This is a genomic window from Roseicyclus sp. (genome assembly GCF_965662675.1).
GTDB lineage: Bacteria > Pseudomonadota > Alphaproteobacteria > Rhodobacterales > Rhodobacteraceae > Roseicyclus.
Genome location: NZ_CBFIIK010000135.1, coordinates 1 through 6439, shown reverse-complemented (window position 1 = coordinate 6439; position 6439 = coordinate 1). Strand labels below are relative to the sequence as shown.

The following is a 6439-nucleotide window of genomic DNA, read 5'->3' as shown; positions in this document are numbered from 1 at the left end:
CGGTCTTGAACGGCCCAAGCTCATGGGTGCGGGCGACATTCACCCAATCCTGCCGGACAGCCGCGACACCGAAGGCGGTGTTGAGCAGCATCGGCCAGATCGAGCAGATGAAGATGACGAAGATCGCCGATGCCTCGCTGTCGCGGATGATGAATAGCGCAAGCGGCATCCATGCCAGCGGCGAGATCGGGCGCAGGACTTGAATATAGGGGTTGAGCGCCTTGTAGGCGACGGGCGACATGCCGATCAAAAAGCCCAAGGGAATGGCCACCAGCGCGGCAAGGAAGTAGCCCGACAAGACGCGGTAAAGCGAATAGCCGATCTGGATACCTATACCCTTGTCGTTGGGGCCCGCGTCATAAAAGGGGTCTGACAACTCCTCCCATGCTTTCGCGATGATGTCGGAAGGCGGCGGGATGGCGGCGCGGGGTGCGCCGCCGCCCATCAGGCGTTCGTATTCCGTCATCTCGGTGGCAAGCTGCTGCTCGGGGATCGCGGCCTCCCAGAACAGGAGGCCGACCACGAGCATCAGGACCGACAAGAGCGCGCCGCGCTGACTTATGCTGAGCGTCGGCATGGCTCAGCCCCGCTTGATGGCGAAGCTGTCGATATAGCCGATCGGATCGGCCGGATCGAAGGTTTTGCCCATGATCGTGTGGCTCTTGTAGCTTTCGTCGGGCGCATCATAGCCCAACTCGCGCATGATGCTGCGCGCGTCGGAGGCCAGATAGACCTGCTCGGCCACGGCGGCGTAATCGATATGTTCCTCGATATAGCCCCAACGCTTCATCTGGGTCAGAATCCAGACCCCCATCGAATGCCACGGGAAGGGGTCGAAATCGATCCGGTCGGGCACGCGCTGCACATTGCCGAGTCCGTCGGCGAAGGTGCCGGTCAGCACTTGCTGGATCACCTCGACCGGCTGGTTGAGATAGTTTTCGGGCGCGATGGCGGCCGAGATTTCCATCCGGTTCTCGTGGTTCGAGGCATATTGCGTGGCGTCGATGATCGCCTTCAACAGTGCGCCATAGGTATTGGGCAGTTCGGTCGCAAAGGACAGGGGGGCCGCGAAGGCGCAGCAGGGGTGCCCCTCCCAGATGTCCTTGGTCAGCGTGTGGATGAAGCCGATCCCCTCCCAAACCGCGCGTTGGTTGAACGGGTCGGGCGAGAGGTAGCCGTCAAGATTGCCGGCGCGCAGGTTTGCCACCATTTCAGGCGGGGGCACCACGCGGATCTGGATGTCGACATCGGGGTCGAGGCCGAATTCCGCCACATAGTAGCGCAAGAGGAAGTTGTGCATCGAGTATTCGAATGGCACCCCAAAGACGAAACCCTTCCATTGGGTCGGGTCGCGCTTGTCGAGGTGGTCGTTGTGCAAGACGATGGCTTGGCCGTTGATATTCTCGACGGCGGGCATGATGTAGGGGGCGGCAATCGAGCCTGCGCCCAGCGTCATGGCAAGCGGCATCGGCGTCAGCATGTGGCTGGCGTCGTATTCGCCCGACAGCGACTTGTCGCGCGCCACCGCCCAACCGGCTGTCTTGATCACTTGGGCCTTCAGCCCGTAGCGTTCGTAAAAGCCCAAGGGCTGGGCCATGATGATCGGCGTGGCGCAGGTAATGGGCACAAAACCGATGTTGAGGTCGGTTTTCTCGGGCGGACCGAGCGTGTCGAGCAGGGCGGCCTTGGCCGCCTCCATCGGAAAGACCGACGCGAGGATCGAAGCGATTGCCCCGCCGCCCATCATCCCCATGAAAGAGCGGCGTTGGATGTCGTTTTGACCAAAGACCGAGCGCACGACCGCGCTTTCAATGGCGCGTTCAAGCATCTGCTCTGACGACATCGCGCCGCTTTGCGCCGCGATGGTACGCTGTGCGTCATGCGCGCAACCATCGCATCCACACTCGGCGCCATGGCGCAGGTCGGTCTTTTCCGAGAACGGGTTTCCGAGGCTCTTGATAGACATGTGCTTCCCCTTGACATGATGGTTGCCCTCATGATGGGGAGCTTGTGCTTGAAGAAAAAGCGGGTGCAAAAAATTTGTGCATTTGATAAAAGATGTACTTAATCAATGCTTTGAATTGGTAGTCCTTGCAGGTGAAATAACGAATTTTCGTAAATTACGAAATTTCGAAAGACAGCATGGCGCGTGCCCCTCACTTTGAATGCATGCAGACCAACCTGTCCTTTCTCGATTCGCTTTGCACCGCCCTGCCAGAGGCCGGGCTGGTCATCGACACCGGCGCCGACGCGGTTCTGGCCATAAATCCGGCGGCAAAGCGCATGCTTGGCCCTGCGGCACGGGTCGGGGCGCGCTTCTCGGAATGGCTTGGGTCGGGACTGGCGCAATTCATCGTCTTCATGGAAGAGGTGGACCATCGCGGCGAGGCATGGACACGCGATGTGGGGCTAATCGTCGGCGAACAGCTTGTGGCCTGCGAATTGCGTGCCCGCCGCTTGCCCGAGGCGCCGGACCATGTCTTCTTGATGCTGCTCGATCTGGCCGAACTGGAACGCCGCGCCCAACAGGTCGACACCGTGCGCCTGCATCGCGCAGGTTTGTTGGAATGGAAGCGCGCGCGCGATTTCTTTGCCGAGCTGGAGCATCAGAACCAGTTGATCCTGAACGCGGCAGGTGAGGGGATCTACGGGGTGAACGCCGAGGGCAACACCACCTTCGTCAACCGCGCTGCACAGGAAATGTTGGGCTGGACGGTCGAGGATCTGGCCGGCAAGCCGATCCACGACATGATCCACCACCACCACCTGAACGGCGAGGTCTATCATTCCCATGATTGCCCGATCTACCGGTCCTTCCGCTTCGAACAAGTCAACCGCATCGAGGATGAGGTATTCTGGCGCAAGGATGGGCGGCCCATAAGGGTCGAATATGTCTCGACCCCCATCTATGACCAACAGGTGCTGGCGGGTGCCGTGGTGATTTTTCGCGACATCACCGAGCGCAAGGAAAACGAGCGCCGGCTGCAAACCGCGATGGAGGAAATCGCCAGCTTGCGCGACCGGCTGGAACAGGAAAACGCCTATCTGCAAGAGGCGATCACCACCGAGCGCGCACATCACGACATCATCGGCACCTCGCCCAGCCTGCGCCAGTTGCTCACGCGGATCGAACAGGTGGCCGCGACCGATGCGACCGTGCTGATCACCGGCGAGGCGGGGACGGGAAAGGCGCTCGTCGCCCATGCGATCCACAATGCCAGCCCCCGCCGTCGCCGTCCGCTGATCCATGTGCGCTGTGGCGCGGTGGCCCCCGGCGCGATGGAGGCGGAGCTTTTCGGCCAGATCCGCGGCGCCTATCAGGGTGCGCTGCGCGACAAGCCCGGCAAGCTGGAACTGGCGCATGGCGGCACGCTGTTTTTGGACGATGTCGAGGAATTGCCGGTCGAAGCACAGGGGCAATTACTGCGTGCGCTACAAGAACGCGAGGTGACACGCCTTGGCGATACCCGCTCGCGCAGTATCGATGTACGCGTGATCGCGGCCTCGACCCGACCGATCGAGAAAGAGGTCGCCTCGGGGCGGCTGCGCGAGGATCTTTACCTTTGGCTCAACGTCTTTCCCGTTTTCTGCGATCCATTGCGTGACAAGCGCGAGGATATTCCGGCGCTGGCCGCCCATCTGCTGCGACTGGCCAGCAAACGCATGAACCGGACCCCGCCGGTCATCACTCAGCACAGCATGCAGCGGTTGATGGATTACCCTTGGCCCGGCAATGTGCGTGAATTGCGCAACGTGATCGAACGTGCGGCCATCGTATCGCAGGGCAACAAGCTGATCGTCGATCTGGGCGAGGGCGCGCGGCAGGTCGATCGAACCCCCGGCCGGATCAAGACCGAAGTCGATCTCGACGCCGAGATGCGGCGCGCACTGCTGGAGTCTCTGGCAGCCACGGGTGGCAAGGTATCGGGTGTGGGCGGGGCTGCGGAGTTGATGGGCATTCCGGCTACGACATTCTATTCGCGGATCAAGAAATACGCCATTCAACAGCGGGAATGGCAAGGCGCCGACGGCTGATTGTTGAATGTTGACAATTTTTGGCGCGGGTGCTGGTATCATGTCACGATCATTGGACGAACGGCCATGAAAAAGCTTGCCTTAAGACCCGGTAGAACGCGGCAAATGGGCGGCCTGATGGTCAAAAGACGGGGTCGACCTGGTTTGGCGAAAATGCCGCGACGCCGGGGCAAAGACAGGCAAGCATGTTGAACAGCACGGAAAGGCCGGCATGGACCCGGCGTCTTTGGACCGCCCTGATCGGGCTGGTCGGCACGGCGGTGTTTTGGTGGCTGTCCATGCCGCTGCCATTCTTGCTGGGCCCGCTGGCGGCCTGTCTGATCACCGCGCTGATGGGGGCGCAGCTCAAGGGTGTGCCGACCAATTGGCTCAACGCCGTGCGCACGATCCTTGGGGTGGCGGCTGGGTCGTCGGTCTCGCCCTCGCTGATGGAGCAATTGCCCCAGACCTTGGCCAGCGCCAGCCTTGTGCCGGTGTTTTTGGCCATCTCGCTCTTGCTCGGCTACCCGTTTTTCCGCCGTGTCGCGGGGTTTGACAAGCCGACCGCCTATTTCGCCACGGTGCCCGGCGGTTTTGCCGAAATGATTTTGATCGGGACGGAAAAGGGCGGCGATATCCGGGCGCTTTCGCTTGTGCATGCGACCCGCATCCTAACGCTGGTGTCGCTCTTGCCGTTCCTCATCAGCTTTTATGTCGATGTAAACCTGAGCGTCGCGCCCGGTGTGCCGGTCAAGGACATCCCGCTCAAGGATATCGCGATCCTCGCGGGCTGCGCTTATTTCGGCTATATCGGGGCCAAGCGCATCGGACTTTTTGGGGCCACGATCTTGGGGCCGATGATCTTGTCGGCGGCCGCCAGCCTGTTGGGGCTGATCGAGAATCGCCCGCCGACCGAGGCGCTGATCTTGGCGCAATTCGTCATCGGGATGAGCGTGGGGGCGCATTACGTCGGCGTCACCCGCGACGAGCTGCGCCGCGTGGTCTCGGCCAGTGCTTGTTATGCGCTGATGCTGGCCGCGTTGACGGTGCTGTTTGGCGAGATCATCTATCTTTTGGGGATCAACGATCTGCTACATGGCATCTTGGCCTTCGCCCCTGGTGGTCAGCCCGAGATGGTGATGCTGGCGATCCTGACCGGAGCGGATATCACCTTCGTGATCTTCCACCATGTGCTGCGACTGGTGCTGGTGATGAGCCTGACACCCATTTTGGCGCGCTGGTTGGCCTAGGCCCTCGGCCCTGCCATCAGCCCCATAACCGGGCGCGGATCTTGCGCGCTGTCCAAGCTTTCCAGCCCGGTGAACAGCGTGTCTGCCCAATCGGCGGGGCCGATCGTGGCCGCGCAATCCATGAACTTGTCGCGGATGCCGGCGGTGCTGTGTGGCACCGCGCCGCCATCGGCCATCAGATCGTCGATGCGGTGCGACAGCCGCGCGCCTGTCTGCGTGTCCACGATCACCTCGGCCGCCCATTGGCTGGGGCTGTCATCGCCCATCTCGGGATGGGCGCGCGCGCCGAGCAGGCCGAGAAGCGCGCTGATCTTGGGCGCGGCAATGGCCGCTTCGCTGAAATGGGAAAGCCCCACCGCCCCGTCCTGGAGCGCGCGCGCGACGAGGTATTGGACGCTGAATTTCGCCTGCAATTCCGTCTTGGGTGATGGGTTGTCTGTATGGGGCAAGCGGCGGGGGTGGACCAAAACCGTGATCTTGGCGATCTGGGCCGGGTCGAGCCCTGTCTCCGCGCGCAGGTTCAGCGCCGCGCGGATCGCGGCATGGGCGCTGCCGCAGCAGGGGTAGGGCTTGATTGCGATGCCATCATCCTCCAACTCCAGCGGTGCGGCCCAATCGGCGAAGATGCGCGCTGCATCATAGGTGCCTGCGCCGTTGAACACCTCGAAAAACCCATGGGGATGCTCAAAGGCGGCATGGTTGGCGGTAAATCCCTCGCGCGCCAAGAGCGCCGAAAACAGCCCCGCTCGCGCGCATTGGCCGACATGGAGGGGCTTGGTCATGGTGCCGAAATTGGCCTTGACGCCCGCGGCCTGCGACACCGCAAGGGCCAGCGCCGTGGCGATCTGTCCCTCGCTCAACCCCATCAGATGCGCCGAGGCCGCCGCCGCGCCGAAGGTGCCGAGTGTCGCGGTCGGGTGCCAGCCCTTGTCATAATGGTGGAAATGCACCGCGCGCGCGATGCGGATCTCGGTCTCGACGCCCACGGCATAGGCGGTCATCACCGCCGCGCCGCCATACCCCTCGGCCTCGGCCAGCGCAAAGAGCGCGGGCAGGATGGGGGCGGATTGATGGCCGCCGAATACGCTAGAGAAATCATCGTAATCAAGCGCATGGGCCGATGTGCCGTTGATAAGTGCCGCATCGAGCATCGCGACCCGTTCCCCCCGCCCGAT

Annotated in this window: 5 protein-coding genes; 2 read left to right on the top strand and 3 right to left on the bottom strand. The window is 62.3% G+C overall.

Annotation, left to right across the window (positions count from 1 at the left end):
• Together ACTG4J_RS14230 and ACTG4J_RS14225 are read right to left on the bottom strand one after the other, a co-directional pair.
• Positions 1 to 577: ABC transporter permease (locus tag ACTG4J_RS14230; protein WP_439140399.1), on the bottom strand; the 577-nt coding region annotated here is incomplete at its 3' end.
• A 3-nt stretch (positions 578 to 580) separates the two neighbouring features.
• Positions 581 to 1966 carry a CmpA/NrtA family ABC transporter substrate-binding protein gene (locus tag ACTG4J_RS14225; RefSeq protein ID WP_439140398.1) on the bottom strand — a complete coding sequence of 462 codons (1386 nt, stop codon included), beginning with the start codon at positions 1964 to 1966 and terminating at the stop codon, positions 581 to 583.
• A 203-nt stretch (positions 1967 to 2169) separates the two neighbouring features.
• Between ACTG4J_RS14225 and ACTG4J_RS14220 the strand changes: the two genes are divergently transcribed.
• On the top strand, positions 2170 to 4035 hold the full coding sequence (locus ACTG4J_RS14220) for a sigma 54-interacting transcriptional regulator (RefSeq protein WP_439140397.1): 1866 nt from the start codon (positions 2170 to 2172) through the stop codon (positions 4033 to 4035).
• Between the two features lie 185 nt (positions 4036 to 4220).
• On the top strand, positions 4221 to 5264 hold the full coding sequence (locus tag ACTG4J_RS14215; protein WP_439140396.1) for an AbrB family transcriptional regulator: 1044 nt from the start codon (positions 4221 to 4223) through the stop codon (positions 5262 to 5264).
• On the opposite strand, the gene ACTG4J_RS14210 is transcribed toward ACTG4J_RS14215, so the two are convergent.
• Positions 5261 to 6439: MmgE/PrpD family protein (locus ACTG4J_RS14210; protein WP_439140395.1), on the bottom strand; the 1179-nt coding region annotated here is incomplete at its 5' end. The two genes, ACTG4J_RS14215 and ACTG4J_RS14210, sit on opposite strands and share 4 nt — an antisense overlap.